This is a genomic window from Chryseobacterium sp. NRRL B-14798, from assembly GCF_050470705.1.
Lineage (GTDB): Bacteria > Bacteroidota > Bacteroidia > Flavobacteriales > Weeksellaceae > Chryseobacterium > Chryseobacterium cupriresistens.
This window is the reverse complement of the sequence record NZ_JBFLUL010000005.1, coordinates 1841710-1856081: the sequence shown is the minus strand read 5'-3', so window position 1 is coordinate 1856081 and position 14372 is coordinate 1841710. Positions and strand designations below refer to the sequence as shown.

Annotated in this window: 17 protein-coding genes; 1 reads left to right on the top strand and 16 read right to left on the bottom strand. The window is 37.3% G+C overall.

Features of this window, described 5'->3' with window-relative positions; all coding sequences use genetic code 11:
* Window positions 1-66: 66 nt before the first annotated feature.
* From AB1278_RS08700 to AB1278_RS08665, 8 genes are all read right to left on the bottom strand, one after another.
* A complete protein-coding gene (locus AB1278_RS08700; protein ID WP_429813752.1) occupies window positions 67-1680 on the bottom strand; it encodes a Na+/H+ antiporter in 1614 nt (537 codons plus the stop codon).
* A 153-nt stretch (window positions 1681-1833) separates the two neighbouring features.
* Complete coding sequence (locus tag AB1278_RS08695) at window positions 1834-2838, bottom strand: bestrophin family protein (protein WP_429813749.1); 1005 nt, start codon at window positions 2836-2838, stop codon at window positions 1834-1836.
* A gap of 70 nt (window positions 2839-2908) precedes the next feature.
* Window positions 2909-3586 carry a DUF2490 domain-containing protein gene (locus tag AB1278_RS08690; RefSeq protein ID WP_202839387.1) on the bottom strand — a complete coding sequence of 226 codons (678 nt, stop codon included), beginning with the start codon at window positions 3584-3586 and terminating at the stop codon, window positions 2909-2911.
* Window positions 3587-3717: 131 nt separating this feature from the next.
* The gene (locus AB1278_RS08685) at window positions 3718-4110 is read right to left on the bottom strand and encodes a DUF1398 domain-containing protein (RefSeq protein WP_429813746.1); all 393 of its coding nucleotides are present in this window, start codon (window positions 4108-4110) and stop codon (window positions 3718-3720) included.
* Window positions 4111-4248: 138 nt separating this feature from the next.
* A complete protein-coding gene (locus AB1278_RS08680) occupies window positions 4249-4938 on the bottom strand; it encodes a response regulator transcription factor (protein ID WP_062671771.1) in 690 nt (229 codons plus the stop codon).
* An 11-nt stretch (window positions 4939-4949) separates the two neighbouring features.
* Entirely contained in the window at window positions 4950-5726 is a 777-nt protein-coding gene (locus AB1278_RS08675) for a sensor histidine kinase (RefSeq protein ID WP_202839382.1), read from the bottom strand.
* A gap of 21 nt (window positions 5727-5747) precedes the next feature.
* The gene (locus AB1278_RS08670; RefSeq protein ID WP_429813742.1) at window positions 5748-6380 is read right to left on the bottom strand and encodes a hypothetical protein; all 633 of its coding nucleotides are present in this window, start codon (window positions 6378-6380) and stop codon (window positions 5748-5750) included.
* An 11-nt stretch (window positions 6381-6391) separates the two neighbouring features.
* A complete protein-coding gene (locus AB1278_RS08665; RefSeq protein WP_395974165.1) occupies window positions 6392-6718 on the bottom strand; it encodes a hypothetical protein in 327 nt (108 codons plus the stop codon).
* Between the two features lie 315 nt (window positions 6719-7033).
* On the opposite strand from AB1278_RS08665, the gene AB1278_RS08660 reads away from it, so the two are divergent.
* A complete protein-coding gene (locus AB1278_RS08660; RefSeq protein WP_202839376.1) occupies window positions 7034-7879 on the top strand; it encodes a T9SS type A sorting domain-containing protein in 846 nt (281 codons plus the stop codon).
* 77 nt (window positions 7880-7956) lie between these two features.
* Here AB1278_RS08660 and AB1278_RS08655 read toward each other — a convergent pair whose 3' ends face one another.
* The 8 genes from AB1278_RS08655 to AB1278_RS08620 all read right to left on the bottom strand — a co-directional run bounded on the left by AB1278_RS08655 (window position 7957) and on the right by AB1278_RS08620 (window position 14333).
* Window positions 7957-8403, bottom strand: coding sequence for a VOC family protein (locus AB1278_RS08655; RefSeq protein WP_110011019.1), 447 nt, complete (start codon window positions 8401-8403; stop codon window positions 7957-7959).
* A gap of 32 nt (window positions 8404-8435) precedes the next feature.
* A complete protein-coding gene (locus AB1278_RS08650; RefSeq protein WP_395974167.1) occupies window positions 8436-8984 on the bottom strand; it encodes an SRPBCC family protein in 549 nt (182 codons plus the stop codon).
* 17 nt (window positions 8985-9001) lie between these two features.
* The gene (locus tag AB1278_RS08645) at window positions 9002-9373 is read right to left on the bottom strand and encodes a VOC family protein (RefSeq protein ID WP_202839374.1); all 372 of its coding nucleotides are present in this window, start codon (window positions 9371-9373) and stop codon (window positions 9002-9004) included.
* 69 nt (window positions 9374-9442) lie between these two features.
* Window positions 9443-9913 (bottom strand): hypothetical protein, encoded by a 471-nt coding sequence (locus tag AB1278_RS08640; RefSeq protein ID WP_429813737.1) that lies wholly within the window; start codon window positions 9911-9913, stop codon window positions 9443-9445.
* An 11-nt stretch (window positions 9914-9924) separates the two neighbouring features.
* A complete protein-coding gene (locus tag AB1278_RS08635; protein WP_110011016.1) occupies window positions 9925-10380 on the bottom strand; it encodes a DUF1569 domain-containing protein in 456 nt (151 codons plus the stop codon).
* Between the two features lie 291 nt (window positions 10381-10671).
* Entirely contained in the window at window positions 10672-11880 is a 1209-nt protein-coding gene (locus AB1278_RS08630; protein ID WP_202839370.1) for an ABC transporter permease, read from the bottom strand.
* 66 nt (window positions 11881-11946) lie between these two features.
* Window positions 11947-12903 (bottom strand): HlyD family secretion protein, encoded by a 957-nt coding sequence (locus tag AB1278_RS08625; protein WP_343639013.1) that lies wholly within the window; start codon window positions 12901-12903, stop codon window positions 11947-11949.
* A gap of 11 nt (window positions 12904-12914) precedes the next feature.
* Entirely contained in the window at window positions 12915-14333 is a 1419-nt protein-coding gene (locus AB1278_RS08620; RefSeq protein WP_343639008.1) for a TolC family protein, read from the bottom strand.
* Window positions 14334-14372 lie beyond the last annotated feature (39 nt).

Genomic DNA, 14372 nt, shown 5'->3' with positions numbered 1-14372 from the left:
AACTTTTTATTCCTGCAAGTTCATTTTAACTTTTATCTTTTGTGACTTTTGTGGTTTATTTTGTAATTACCCATGTGAAAAACCTGTGATCTTGGCTTCGTCAAAATCCAGCTGCATTTCAATGGTTCTCATCACATGATCATCAAAGATCTTTTCTCTTTTCATTCTGTGCAATTCGTTTCTCTGTGCCTGAATGATCTGGCGTAAGACATCTTTGTTTTCGTTGATTGCGGACACATAATCTCCTGTGGAAGCCATGCATTGGGCTTTATCTGCTATCAGCATCATTTCATTTTCCAGCTTGTGCTTTTGATGACGTACGAGGCTGTTCGTTACGGCTAATTCAGAAAAGTCATTATCCAGTTTGTGCAAAGCTGTTTCTTTCAGTTTACGCATAAGGATTACCTCCTGTTTTTCTTCCGGCAATTCGCTTCCGGCATCCTGAATATTTAATAATTTCAAGATGGGCGCCAACAATAAACCTTGCCCTACCAGGGTGATCAATATGATCACGAATGTTACAAACAAAATAATATTCCTGTGTGGAAACGCTTCTCCGTTAGGTAAAAAAGCAGGGATCGATAATGCTGCAGCCAGTGAAACCACTCCTCTCATTGCTGCAAAACTGATGATAAAAGGCTCTCTCCAATCCGGTTTGGGAACTTTTAACCTTAATTCTTTAGAGCAGATTCTTGGGAAGTACATTAATGCGTAACTATACAAAATTCTTGTTCCGATAATCGCTCCACCAATCACTACACTGTAGAAAATACCTTCAGAAATGGTATATTCTTTCATCCCTTCCACTACAATAGGAAGTTCAAGACCAATCAGGATAAAGATGATGGTATTCATCAGGAATATCAGTACACTCCATACATTCCCCGACTGAATCCTGGAGGTATGGCTTAAATAGCAATGTGAATTATAAGACATCAATAAACCTCCGGCAACTACAGCCAATACTCCCGAAAAATGGAAATGTTCCGCTCCCACATACATAATATAAGGTACGATCAGGGTAATAATGGTATCGATATTGGAATTGGTCGGGATAACTTTTAATAAAGCTCCAAACAGGAAGCCTACTGCCACTCCCACAGCAATTCCACCGATCGCCATCGTGAAGAAATCCTGAACGGCATCTCTCCAGATAAACTGTCCTGAGATAACGGCGGCCAGTGCAAATTTAAATACAATTAAACTGGAAGCATCGTTGATCAAACTTTCTCCTTCCAGAATATTAGTGATCTTTTTAGGAATTTTCATATGCTTCAGAACCGAAGTAGCAGCTACCGCATCCGGCGGTGAATTGACGCCTCCCAACAGGAAACCCATTGCGACTGTAAGTCCGGGAATGATAGAAGATGAAAGATAAGCAACGACTATGGAGGTTAAGAATACCAATCCAAAGGCCATTGAAAAAATCTGTTTTCTCCATTTATGAAAATCCTGCCATGAAGTAAACCATGCGGCCTCAAACAAAATTGGCGGAAGGAAAATCAGAAAGACAAGGTCAGGTTCTATTTCAATACGCGGCATTCCCGGCACAAAGCTTATCAGTAATCCTGCAATGACAAGAAAAATCGGGTAAGCTACTTTTAATTTCTGGCCGATCATCACCAATATCATCACAGACAGCAGGACTGCAATGGATATTATAACATAGCTGTGAATCATTTTTAAATAAGTTTTTTTAAGTTTAAGTGTTATTTTTTATGGGATATCAAATATTTATTATTACCCAAACCTGATAGGTTTCAGAAACCTATCAGGTTTAGATATATTCGAAGTCTGTCATTAATCAATATCTGAGATCATAAAAAGATCAATCTAAAGCACGATATTATTCTTCGGAGTAATGGCTGGCGGAAGATCAGATTCATCCAGCATATCTCTCATATCGATTTCAATTGTACGGCTGATCTGGGTGATGGGAACGTCATTGGGACTTCCTTCAAAAGGATTTACCGAAGCCTCCCCCACGCTGTCCAAGGTATGGAAGCACCATGTTACCAGTAAAGAAAACGGAATATTGAACCACAATGTCCAGCCTTCTACCGATGTTCCTTCACCTAATTTATCAAACTCCTTCAATAATCCAAAAGGCACAAAAACAATGAATAAAAGCAATAGATATGTTGTAATTGAAGAGAAATTTCTCGGATAGGGAAAGTTTTTAATTCTTTCAGCTTTTCCCTGATTATCGGTAAACTTCACCAATTGCTGGTTGATCTGTGTCCATTGAAAATCATTGATTTCTCCTTTTTCGTAAGCTTCGGATAAAACTTTACTCTGGCTGGCTATGAGTTGAGTCGCTCTGTTTTTTTTGCTTACAATGTACTGGAGCTCAGATTCAGAAAGATATTTTTTCAGTTCTTCGTCCAGTGTAATCAGTCTTTCCGGAATGTCATATTTTTTAGCATATTCATCAAACTGATCTGACCCCATATTTTCCCATGCTCGCGGTTCACGAAGCTGAAATCTCAATGCAGTAAGCCATGCATAATGACGAAGGAACATTTCTTTTACTTTACCGGAGTCTTTGGAAAGAAGTGCATCTCTCAGAATATACCCAAAACTGCGGCTGTCATTAATAATGGCTCCGTAAATCTGTCTTGCTTCCCAGAGTCTGCTGTAGCTGGCATTGTTTTTAAATCCAACAATAAAGGCAACCGCTGTTCCCATGATCGCAATCGGCTGCCATGGAACGGAAAGGAACTTCCAGCCTAAAAAGTACAGGACTGTAGGAATAGCTGATAATATAACCAAAGCGTAAATGCTCCGTCTGGTCCAGATAATGAACTCCCGGGCTCCGAATCTTTTTCCTGAATGCATAAGTGTTTATTTTATAGGGTTTATTAAATTTTCAAATAATGATTTCCAGAAGCATTCAGCAACAGTTTTATTAGTTTTTGGTGAACGGGATATTATTATAAAAACCAATCTGAATCTGTCCGCGGTTTCTGTTCTCCTGAATCTGGTTCATATAGCCTGCTTCAATCCTCATATTTTTGTTGATGACATATCCTAAGGCTCCATAGACTCTGTTTCTGTCGAAAACCGGATTGTCAAAATGCAGAAAAATTTCGTTATATACTGATGCGTAAAAGGTTTTCGGAAGTAATTCTTTTTGAGTAATCGGAATATTGACTCCCAGCATATAACGGAATCTCATTCTGAAATCATCCTGAAGAAAACGTTCTTCCAAACGATAGCGGTGCTGGAGATAGAAACGTCCGAATTTCTGTTTGGTAATATACTGCTGGAAAATCCTGTGTTCAATATTTTCTTTTTTTTCACCGTTGATGTAAGGCTGACTGAGAATGAAACCGTAACCCAATAAAACATTGTTATTGTTCTCTGTAAGATCATATCCGATCCCTGTACGGATCAGTAACTGCTCGAGATCTCCAACTGCATCGAAATTACGGTACTGAATTTCATTGTGCCAGTTCAGCTTCTTACTGATTTTGTTATTTCCAAAATACATATACCATGCTCCCAGATCGTTTTTTTGAGCAAATGTCAAAATGGATCCCAAACCTAAAACTGTGAACGCCAACTTCGTAAAAACCTTTCTCATATTTACCAATTACTATTATCTATCGTTTTAAACAAAATTAATATTTTAAATCAATAATAGCAAACAATATTTTATAAGTTAGTTTAAAGAAGTACGGATGCAATGGTCTGCATCCGTTTTTTTGTAAAAGATTATCCTGGAACCTGTTCGGTAAGAACATCTGTTTCATTGTAATCAAAATAAGTACAGGTCATGGCATGAAGATCCATTGTCCAGCCTGTGATTCCGTTTTCTGCGCAGTCTTTACAGAAAGTTATATAATCTGTTCCTCCCTGCTGGTGAAGCTTCAGTTTTATTTTAAAATTTTCGAGGTTCAAAACATCGGAAACAGGAAGAAAATCATATTTGCTTCCGGTCTGCACAGATTGGTTGTCAGTATTAAAGTACTCAGTATTTCCGTCTGAAACATATGCTTTGTAGTGAGAGACACCTAATGCTTTTATAGCCTGAATATATTGCGGAAAATCAGCTCCGCTTTTTACTTTTTGGTGCTCTGCTTTAATGTTTTCAATAGTAAATTTCATCTTTTGTATTTTCTGTTTTTAACTATAAATTATTGTTTCTCACAAGCAAACCATTGGGCTCTGCTTATCAAAACAAAGGCTAATTTAATCAGAAAATATAAATTTTATTTAATTTTTTTATGAAACAGATCTATAGCATTATTCAAATCTGTCTTTTAAATAATTCATATCTGCAATTTTACTTTCTATGGCATATACCACTAAACCTGCGGTATTTTTGGCTCCGGTTTTCAACAGAAGGCTGTTGCGATGACCTTCAACCGTTCTGGAGCTTATAAAAAGCTGATCCGCAATCTCAGAAGTGTTGTATTGTTTGCAGATGAGTTCCAATACCTCTTTTTCTCTTTTGGAAATATGATTGGCATCAAAAATACTGGAAACCTTTTTCTTAGGTTCTGTAAGGTTTTGATGTAAAGCTTCCATTACCTCATTGTTATAAAAGAAACCTTTGCTGTGCACTTCCCGGATTGCCGTGAGCAATTCTGCAGGGCTTGAGTTTTTTTTAAGAAAGGAACAAGCCCCGGACTGTATCATATTGACAATAAATGCTTTCGTGTTATAGCTCGTTAAGGCAATAATTTTAATCTGGGGATATTTGATGTGGATCTGTTTGGTAGCTTCTACTCCGTTAATTTCCGGCATATTGAGGTCCATCAGGATAATATCAGGCAGTTTTTCCAGGGTTACAAGCTCATCCAGCAGCTCTTTGCCGTTGCTGAAGTCACTTACCAGTTCAATATCTTTTTCTCTCTGTATCAACAATGAAATTCCCTGACGAAAGAGTGCTTCATCGTCTACAATTATGACACGAATGATATCCTTTTCCATTTTATAATGATTTAAAATGTAAATTCTACGGTAATTCCTTTATTGTTTTCACTTTCAATTTTCAGTGTTCCATTGATCAGTTCTACCCGGCTTCTGATATTTCTTAAGCCTAATCCACCTTTCAATGTATTTTCATTAAGATCAAATCCTTTCCCATCATCTTTATAGATACAGGTATTTTTTCCGGCTTTTCCCAAAAATTCTATATCAATATGCGTACTTTCCCCGTGTTTTATGGAATTGTTAATGAGCTCTTGTAGTATTCTAAAGATATGCAAATTTTTTTCTTCTTCTGCTTTTGCAAAGTATAAGCTGTTGGAATAAGTAACCTGTAGGGTTTTGGATAAGTTAATTTCTGAGCACAATGCATCTATTGCAGCATGGAGTCCAAATTTTTCTAAAATCGGAGGAAGGAGATCGTGCGAGATTTGTCTGGCACTTTCTGCAGTTTTATTAACCAGATGTATGATTTTATTTTTCAGATCGTTGTATTCTTCCCTGGCCAGATTATCAAAATCCAGAAGGTGGATATTTAAAGAAACCACACTGAGTTTTGAACTGATGTCATCATGCAGATCCTGGGCAATTCTCAGTCTTTCTTTTTCCTGGGCACTGATAATGGCGTGGGTAAGCTCTTTCTCGTATCTGACCTCCAGCTCCTTTTTCTGAATAAGGTTTCTTGTTATCTTCTTATTAGAAAAATAATAAAATATAATCAGGGTAACGGCCAGTAAGGTAAATGCCAGAAAGGTATAAACGATAGTGGAAATAATTGTATTCTCATTCATTTTGTAAAGTCATAACAGTGATTACACATTTTTTTTGCGGGAAGACAGATAGTCTGTCAGAATAAAAATCTGATACACAATAAACATAACAACATTGAAAACCCATATCTCTTTATGCAGTTTTCTGTTCATCACCGTATACAGGTTTCCCGACAAAAATATTACGGTACTGCTTATCAGATAAAGTAAAAGTCCCAGGCTTATATAATTGTATTTCTTATGGGTATCCAGTATATTATATAAATGAAATAATGCCAGAATTATGATTGAATAAGACGTGACAAAAATTTCAAAAAGATTAAAAACATAATACTTTTCGGGGTATATGATATACTGTATAACAAGAACTACGGGAATGATAATTAAAAGTGTACGTGCTGTTTTTTTCTGGTATTTTTCCGTTACAATTTCATGGAAGAATAATCCCAGTAACATGAATTGGCCTATCAGATAATAATGTGAGAAAAACAGATTATTGATCTTCTGTGAGTTCAATACATAAAAAACAATTTCACACAGTAATATCCAGGCCAAATAACCAATGAAGAATGTATAGGCTTTTCCGGCTCCGGAAAAACCTATACAGTATACTGCCAGGTTAATCAGCAGAATGCCTTTTCCAATTAATGACAATATTTCAATCCAGTGATCCAATGATCTCTAGTTTACAGGTTCCACCATTTTGCAGCAGAGCATACGCTCGGGCAGGGTGTTGTCATGTCATATACATAATACCCTTTATCATAATCCACAATATCATTGTTATCTGCATCTACTCCTACCAGAAGAAATTTAAATTCTCCTTCATCGGTAATGGCATTATAACCCCGGTATCTCTCAAATCCTTTGTCATTAATAAAAATATCATGAACGTCCTTTGCCGGGATAAGGTGGGCCCGGATAGATGTTCCATCGATAATTTTTGTATTCTGCCAATTGCTGATCCATTTTTTAGCGTCATCTAATAAGACTGCATGTTTAGGTAATTCCATAGTTTTTCTCGTTTTAAATTATATAATAGGTTTAGAATAAGTGACTTCAGCTACACATTACAAGTTATGAAAAAAAACTAACCATACTGTGAAATACATTCATTTTAATTAACATAATATCCTTTTTTCAAAATTATAATAATAAAAACCACCAAAATTGCGTATTTCTACCTGTTTTTCAATTCGGCATTTAATACGCTGTTGTCACTTTGTATTTCTCGGTTACTTTGTGGTATCCTTTACAGAAAAAACTCATGAGCACATCAACAGTACGGGAAGCTTATGATCTTCTTTAAACATTAAAAAATCTGTATCATGAAAAAAATTATCTTTTTTGGAATCTTTGCTTTCTTAAGCAATATTACAATGACCAGTGCACAGACAACTACTGTGACTTTTGAAACTTCATCTGGCGGCAGCACAAGCTTTACCAGCAACGGATATACTTTCAATATCATATCACAGGCCGGAACTTTCAGAATTCAGGGCAATTATCCAAACACCGGCTGGAACGGAACAGCTAATGATAATTTCTATATCGACAATACAGGTACAACCAATATCAGCTCTCCCTCTTTCAGTGTTAAAAGCAATTCTGCATTCACTGTATCAAAGTTTTGGGTATTTTTAAGCAATACTGCTTTAAACCAGTCTACCTCATCAGGAACACTTATTATTACGGGAAAATTAGGGGGAGTTACAAAGTTCACCACCACAAAAACATCCGGATTTAATACTACATTTAATGCAACTACGGGAACGACAGGTATCAACAACGGATTTACCCTGATTGATCTTTCCTCCCTAAATAATCAGAATAACAGCAATACTACCATTGATGAAATCCAGCTGCAATCCACCGGAGGATATGTCTATATGTGCCTGGACGCATTTACATGGACAAAAATTTCTACGCTGGGCACTTCAGAAAAATCTATCAAAGACAAAAAGAATATTTATCCTAACCCAACTTCCGGTATCTTCTATATGGATGACCTGAAGAAAAATGAAAATGTTTCTTTATATGATCAGTCCGGAAAACTTATGAAATCCACAACAGCTGAAAAAGATAAAAATAAGTTTGATATAAGTGAGTTCCCTGATGGTATCTACCTTATCACAACAGCATCAGGAAGCTACAAAATCATTAAAAAGAAATAATAGCTCAGCAACTTATCAGTAAAAAAACCGACAGGCTCCTGTCGGTTTTTTTATTATTTTGAGTGCAAAGATAAATTTTATGAGTGCTGCATTTTAGCTGGATCGTCATAATTTACCATCCAGTTGATTCCGAATTTATCGCTGAACATTCCGAAATAAGCTCCCCAGAAGGTATCAGCCATTGGCATTGTTACCTGTCCGCCTGCAGAAAGACCACCGAATAATTTGTCTGCTTCTTCTTTAGATTCAGCGTTCACAGAAATAGAGAAGTTGTTTCCTGCCTTGAAGTTGGAAGACCACTCTCCTCCTGTATCGCTTCCCATCAAAATCGTTTCTTTAGAGATCGGAAGAGAAACGTGCATGATTTTGTTTTTGTCTTCTTCAGGCATTTCTTTTCCTTCCATTGGAGGCATTTCTCCAAATGTTCCGATATAAGGATATTCTCCTCCGAAAACAGATTTATAAAAATCGAATGCTTCTCTGCAGTTTCCGTTGAATGTCAGGTAAACGTTTACTGTTGCCATAATTGTTTTGTTTTTTTAAGTTCAATTTGTTTTTATTGAGGTTTTTCAGACAGTGCTTTTAATCGTGAAAGCCCTTTCTGATAATCTTTTCCGATAGCATTCTCCATATTCATAAATAACTTCATCAAGGTAAACGGATAAGGAATCTCAGAAGTAAATCCCCATGTTGCCCTACTTCCGTTTCCTGCCGGAACTACTGTTACGTAAGCATTTGCTTCACTTTCATAAGGGGTAAGAAATTTGATTGCCGTATCTATTCTTTTACCAGCTTCATCTACTTTTTCCAATTCCTGGCAGCCTTTTCCTGCCTGTTTATTTTTACTATCCCAGCAAACTTTTTCTCCGTGCTGGCCAGTTGTTCCCGTCCACTCTTTTTTCATACCCGGATCAAGATCATTCCATGGACTCCATTGATCCATTGCTTTGAGGGTATTGGTATTCTGCCATACTTTTTCCACCGGTGCATTAATGGAAATCGATTTTTCATATTGACAGTCACCCGGAATAAAAGCAGCCCAAATCAGCAAAATGATTAGTAATGTGGCTAATAGTAAAAAAATACGTTTAAATGTTCTCATCATCAATGTGTTTTTAATTATTATCTGTGTTGATCTATAAGAATCATATTTCCATCCGGATCTTTCAGATAGATATGTTCTGGCCCGGAGGTGGTTTCATCGGCTTCTCTACTGATTTCAACTCCGTTTTCTTTTAATCTTTTCTGAATTTCACGCACATCATCAAAAGATTCCAGATTCTGTGCATTTTCGTCCCATCCCGGATTGAAGGTAAGCATATTCCCATCAAACATTGCCTGAAAAAGTCCTATCAGCGTAGAACCGTTTTTCATGATCAGGTAGTTTTGTGCTTCTGTTCCTGCCATAGTTGTAAACCCAAGCTTCTCATAAAAGTCTTTTGATTTCTGAAGATCTTTTACGCTTAAGCTGATTGAAAATGCGCCTAGTTTCATAATGTTGGTAAGTTTTTAAAGTAAGCCCCCGAGGTCTGGGGTATTGTTAAGTCGAATAATGAGGTTGTTTTACTGATTTTTAAGATGGGTCTTAAATTCAATGGTTCCGTCATAACTTTTCCAATCGCCTGTAAGTTCGATGTGCTGCTCTTCAATTTTCTCTGTCTTTCTATTCCATTTGAAATTGTAGACAAACTTCCCTTTGAAAAGTCCGGAATGTTTTCCTTTATTCTCTTCCGCCAGCTCATACTCCCCGTATACGGTTCCATGTTTTTTGGAATCTTTATATTTTAAAATGGTAATTTTGCCTTCAAATTTCGTGTAATTGGTATCCACAAGGGAATATCCTGAAACAAAATATTCCTGATCATTTTTTTTATTCTGCTCAGAGATATTGATCTTCAGTTTCAGTTCCTGACCTTTATTTCCAATGGTTCCTATATAAGGTTTACTGTTATTCAGCCATGTATTGGAAATATCAGGCATCTGACCCCATACAAAATTGGCAGCCAGAATGAAAAGTAATAAAAGTTTTTTCATACAAAGTGTGTTTAAACGCCAAATTGTGCCAGGTGATGGTTCAGGTGCTTGGCAAACATATTGTTCCATTCCTGGGAATTCAGTTTACCAAAAGAAAAAGATTCTTTACCATCGAATGCATCTGCTCCCAGCTGCTGAGTCTTCTGGATAAAACCAATCAGTCTTGTTTTTTCTTCATGAAAATTCTTTCTGGTGGTAATCAAAAACTGTGGAGCGGTAGGTGAATCTCTTGGATATGCTTTTTCTCCCACTACTTTAGGTTTTACAAAAGTTTTTAATATAAATTTTGCAATCGCTCCCGGTTTTTTGTGTTTTTCCGGTTCATATACCATTTCATAGGTAATACAGCAGTGTGCCAGCATCTGGTCTACTGTCATTTTTCCCCACAGACCGTGTGTATCTTCCACCAACTTATTTATTCTATCAATATAGTTTTGAGCATCTTTTGCATCAAATACATTTTCCATATAATTTCTATTTTACTATGGACAAATATATCAGTTTTTTTGTTTGATTTTATCGTTGGCTGAAAAAATTGAGGGGTGCTTGTTATGAGATACGAGTTACGGGGTACGGGATTCGAGTTCGAAAGTTTTTCGGCTATTTTTCGATTATTTTTTACGTATTTTTCCCTGCTCTTTAATTTGTCGTCGGGTATAGATACTGATCATCTGCCAGCCTATATACTACAAAAGTAACCAGCAAACCAGCATCATATCAACCTCTAACTTAAAAACCAGCAACAAATTAACCAAAAACTACTCTATCTCTTCCCGAGAAGTATCCTCAATTGTAATTTCCTGGGGTGCAGATTTTTTGAAAATAAACCATAGTTTGATCTTTAAAGCAATCCAGCCGATAACAGCATATATTACTAAAAGGATACTTAGATGTTTCAGATACGGGAAAGTAAGCTCTACCGAACCTTTTTGAATCAATAAGATCTTGAAAGCCTGTAAAAAGGGAGTCAACGGAATAATATTCGCGATAAACTGTACAAAAGCAGGCATTGCATTCAAAGGCCATGTAAAACCACTGATAATGAAAGCCGGCGAAGCAATGACCATCAGGATTTGTGTCGCCTTCAAAGCATCCGGAATCAGAATACTGATGAATACTCCCAGAAATGAAACCGATCCTACAAAAACAGCGGTCAAAAGAATAAAATTAAAAATTCCTTCCGGCATCGGAACATGGAAAATCATGTGCATAAAGTAATAAATACCTACAATAAGAACAGAAAACACCCAGATCGGAATGACTTTTATCAACATGGTCGGGAAAGCCCATTTTTTCATTTTAAGATATTCTTTCACAAAAGATCCTCTTTCAAATTCAGAGGCAAAACTCACTGCCATTGCCAGCAGAATGACCTGCTGTAATACCACTGCCAGCATTGCGGGCCACATGAAAATCAGATAATTTCCGGTAGTGTTAAAGAGGGTGATATAATTGGCTTTGAAAGGTTCATATTGTGTTGCAGCCTTTGCAGCAGGCATTCCTGCTTTCTGAAGTGCTTTAATGGAAGCTCCGGCAGAAAACGTTCCTATGGTCAGCTGAAGTGCTTTTGATGCAAAATTTGCCGTTAAAACATTTCCTGTATTGATATACACATTCAGTTCAGGATATTTTTTCTGCAGCATATCTCCTTCAAATCTTGAGGGAATAATAACCACAGCAGCTGCCTCATGCCTGATTACCTCATCTTTTATGCTTAAAGGTTCCTGCAGATATCTGATAATTTTGATGCTTTTATTATCATCCAACATTTCCGTCAGTTGGTTGGATAACGGTGTATTGTCTCTATCAACAACCAAAACAGGAGTATTTTCAACTTTTCCGCTTTTGTAGACAAACCCCAGCAAGGTGGCATAGAAAACCGGTGCCAAAAAGAACACCGTCCTTAAGGTGGAATTGCCGATAAAAAGTTTGAACTCACGTTTCAAAAGACGGAAAAATTCTTTCATCTGTATATTTTTATAAGTGGAAGAACGAAATGAAATTTTATAGAAGCTTCATCTGTCCTTTTCAATTTATTTCAGGATTACGTTGGCATTGACTAAAATATTTTTAGCCTTATTCATGTCTTTGGGTTTTACTTTGATCTCGTAGATAGCGTCTTGTAACTGATAGTCCGGGTAAGCCGTGGTGATATCCGCATACTTTGTCAGCTGTTTAATATACACGATAGTTCCCGTAAGGTTTTCTTTGTTATAGACTACCTGCATGGTGACCTCCTGTCCTTTTTTATATTTTGAAATAGCACTTTCCGGGATGGTAAATCTGAAAAAAGTACTCTCAGGAATATATCCGTTGAACAGAGCAAAACCAGCGGTTGCCAACTCGCCTGTATTCAGGCTGATGGTCTCAATTTCCATATCATTGGTGGCAATGATATACCTTTCGGAATAGGCTACATTTGCTTCCTGTAAAGCGCCTTTAGCCTGTGATGCCTGTCCGGCTGCCATTTCTACTTTTTCGAAACGGGTTCCTCTTTTCACATCATCCAGTTCTGCCACTACAGCATCATATTGTGCCTTTGCGCCCTGTAATTTTGCGTAGATTTCGTCATGGGCCTGTGGAGACATTAAACTGTCGCGGAACATATTATTGGCTCTTCTGTATGATTTCTGAGCAAATTCATATTGTTCCTTCAATCCTTTATATTTGGCCTGAAGCTGTCTCATCTGATCGGCTGTTGCTCCGTTTTTTGCCATTTGCTCCTGAGCCGTAGCCGCACTTACTGCTCCTTGCGCCTGTGCAATTTTTGCAGAAACTTCCGGTACATCAAGCTGTGCCAGGGTATCTCCTTTTTTCACAGTCTGACCTTCGGAAACATATATTTTCAGAATCCTTCCGGTAACTTTAGGGGCAAAAGAGATCACATCCTTTTTGGTTTTTCCTTCCGGTTCTTTGATTTTCTCGTTTTTTTTGTCACAGCTCCCCAATAAAAACAGAGCAGCGAAGAGTATAGATATATTTTTATGCATCATTTAAATTTTTAAGGGATTAAATAAAATTTGGTGATATCCAGTTCCTGGGTAGATCTCATCAGTTCTATCCCCGCTCTTCTCTGGTTGAAAATGGCATTCTGATATTCCAGTTCTGCAACTTCAAGATCATTTTCGGCATCAATAAGCTGTGAAGATTTGCTCATTCCGTACCTGAATTCTTTTTCTGCCTGTACGAGTGCATTTTTTGCCAGTTCTTTTTCTTTGGCTTTCAGGGCAATTTGTGCAGAAGCAATATCATAATTGGTTTGATTATTGGCAAGATTCAATGTCAGCTTTTTCAAAGCGTCATCTTTCTGATTTTGCAATACTTCTTTTCCGACTTTGGCGGTTTCTTCAGCATGTTTTCCTTCTTTCCCGTCAAAAATTTCCCATTTAAAACCAACCCCTGCAGTAATCAATGGAAATACATTGATGTTATTAGGTCTCCAGTCCAGCTTTTTCCCTTCATATCCAAGAATTGGCACAGCAGGGATTACATTTTCCGAAGATTTTATTCTATTCCCGTACAATCCGATATAATAGGCGGAAGCCATCAGTTGTACTTTAGGAATCATCCACGTTCTTTCTGCTTTTATTTTATAGTCTGCCGCACTGATTCCATGTTCCAGTGCACGGATTTCTGCTCTCTGTTCAATCCCTTTTTCTGCAGCCAGCAATTCTACAGGAGATAATACAGGATCAATCATTCTGAGCCTTTCTCTTTGAATCCCTGTCAAAATATAAAGCTGGGTAAGAAGAAGTTCTTTTTTCCCTTCATATTCTACCATTTTAGCATCCAGAGTAGCCTGGGCGAGTTCAATTTTCTTATGGTCATAAGGCGTTATCAAACCATAGCCAAGCGCTTTATCAGCTGTTTTTCGGTTGATATCCAATCTTTTTTTACTTTCATCCAGAACCTTTTTAGACTGATGAATCAATGCTAACTGATCATAGGCTTTGGAAATGGTGGCAATCACCTCATCTTTTGTTTTTTCCAGAAGGATATCTTCAGACTTTTTCTTTTCTTCCACCGCTTTTTTCATGTACTTCACCTTTCCTCCTGAATACAGCAGCATTTTGGCATCTGCCTTGGCAATACCTGAAAATCCGGATACATTGAAATTATTGTTGAAAGTCCCTTCGGGAATATTGATAAAGGGAGCGAGATTGAATTCCGGGGACGTCAGTCTTGCTGTTCCGTTAAGATAACCGGCCTGACCGCTCAATTCCAGGGTTGGAAGAAAGATATCCTTCAGTTTGTGCTCGTCAAGATCGGTAAGCTTATTTTGGGTAATCTGCATTTTAAGGTTCGAGTCCCGAACCATAGCACTATCCAGAAGTTCTTTAAAATCCGGCGCAGACTGTGCCCAGCCAAAAGCGGGGAAAGCAAAAAAACTAAACGTAAAAATCAATAAATTGTTTTTCATGGTTTATGTTTACAACAAATATAATGCAAAAATTATTAA

Excerpts from the sequence above, each read along its gene's own strand:
- AB1278_RS08675 (WP_202839382.1), bottom strand. The coding sequence starts at position 5,726 with ATGAATGAGAATACAATTATTTCCACTATCGTTTATACCTTTCTGGCA.
- AB1278_RS08655 (WP_110011019.1), bottom strand. The coding sequence starts at position 8,403 with ATGGCAACAGTAAACGTTTACCTGACATTCAACGGAAACTGCAGAGAA.
- AB1278_RS08680 (WP_062671771.1), bottom strand. The coding sequence starts at position 4,938 with ATGGAAAAGGATATCATTCGTGTCATAATTGTAGACGATGAAGCACTC.
- AB1278_RS08620 (WP_343639008.1), bottom strand. The coding sequence starts at position 14,333 with ATGAAAAACAATTTATTGATTTTTACGTTTAGTTTTTTTGCTTTCCCC.
- AB1278_RS08640 (WP_429813737.1), bottom strand. The coding sequence starts at position 9,913 with ATGAAAAAACTTTTATTACTTTTCATTCTGGCTGCCAATTTTGTATGG.
- AB1278_RS08625 (WP_343639013.1), bottom strand. The coding sequence starts at position 12,903 with ATGCATAAAAATATATCTATACTCTTCGCTGCTCTGTTTTTATTGGGG.
- AB1278_RS08690 (WP_202839387.1), bottom strand. The coding sequence starts at position 3,586 with ATGAGAAAGGTTTTTACGAAGTTGGCGTTCACAGTTTTAGGTTTGGGA.
- AB1278_RS08635 (WP_110011016.1), bottom strand. The coding sequence starts at position 10,380 with ATGGAAAATGTATTTGATGCAAAAGATGCTCAAAACTATATTGATAGA.
- AB1278_RS08650 (WP_395974167.1), bottom strand. The coding sequence starts at position 8,984 with ATGATGAGAACATTTAAACGTATTTTTTTACTATTAGCCACATTACTA.
- AB1278_RS08665 (WP_395974165.1), bottom strand. The coding sequence starts at position 6,718 with ATGGAATTACCTAAACATGCAGTCTTATTAGATGACGCTAAAAAATGG.
- AB1278_RS08700 (WP_429813752.1), bottom strand. The coding sequence starts at position 1,680 with ATGATTCACAGCTATGTTATAATATCCATTGCAGTCCTGCTGTCTGTG.
- AB1278_RS08630 (WP_202839370.1), bottom strand. The coding sequence starts at position 11,880 with ATGAAAGAATTTTTCCGTCTTTTGAAACGTGAGTTCAAACTTTTTATC.
- AB1278_RS08685 (WP_429813746.1), bottom strand. The coding sequence starts at position 4,110 with ATGAAATTTACTATTGAAAACATTAAAGCAGAGCACCAAAAAGTAAAA.
- AB1278_RS08645 (WP_202839374.1), bottom strand. The coding sequence starts at position 9,373 with ATGAAACTAGGCGCATTTTCAATCAGCTTAAGCGTAAAAGATCTTCAG.
- AB1278_RS08660 (WP_202839376.1), top strand. The coding sequence starts at position 7,034 with ATGAAAAAAATTATCTTTTTTGGAATCTTTGCTTTCTTAAGCAATATT.
- AB1278_RS08695 (WP_429813749.1), bottom strand. The coding sequence starts at position 2,838 with ATGCATTCAGGAAAAAGATTCGGAGCCCGGGAGTTCATTATCTGGACC.